This is a genomic window from Streptomyces sp. AC558_RSS880, from assembly GCF_019049255.1.
Taxonomy (GTDB): Bacteria; Actinomycetota; Actinomycetes; order Streptomycetales; family Streptomycetaceae; genus Streptomyces.
Genome location: NZ_JAGMUJ010000182.1, coordinates 1 through 629, shown reverse-complemented (window position 1 = coordinate 629; position 629 = coordinate 1). Strand labels below are relative to the sequence as shown.

Here is a 629-nt window from a genome sequence, read left to right as displayed (position 1 = left end):
CGTCCACGAACAGGACCGGGTAGACGCGGTCGAGCGGCCGGTTCTGCCATTCGGCCATGCCCTCCATCACTTGGTCGGTGATGGTGGAGACGGTCTGCTTGGACACCTCGGCGCCGTAGACCTCGGCGAGATGAGCCGATATCTCCCCGTGCGTGAGACCCTTCGCGGACAAGGAGAGCACCATCTCGTCGATGCCGGTCAGGCGCCGCTGCCGCTTCTTGACGATCTGCGGCTCGAAGCTGCCGGCAGTGTCGCGGGGCACCTTCACTTCCACCGGCCCGACGTCGGTCAGCACCGTCTTGGCCCGGCTCCCGTTGCGGGAGTTGCCGCTGCCCCGGCCGAGAGCATCGTGGCGTTCATAGCCGAGGTGATCGGTGATCTCACCTTCCAGAGCAGATTCCAACACCCGCTTGGTCAACTGCTGCAGCAGCCCGCCCTGCCCGGTCAGCTGCAGCCCTTCCGACCGGGCCCGTTCCACCAGCATCGCGACCAGTTGCTCATCCGACACGGGTGCAGGCTGCCCAGGCGGGGCACTCTCGACAGGTTCCACGGTCTCCAACTCCACGACGGTATCAGTCACTTGACGTCTCTCCCATGATCGTCGGATCCGCCGTTAGATTTACACTCCC

At 65.0% G+C, this 629-nt stretch carries 1 protein-coding gene; it reads right to left on the bottom strand.

What is annotated here, in order from left to right:
* On the bottom strand, positions 1 to 484 hold a 484-nt coding region (locus tag KUM38_RS39400), incomplete at its 3' end, for a transposase (protein WP_254398474.1).
* Positions 485 to 629 lie beyond the last annotated feature (145 nt).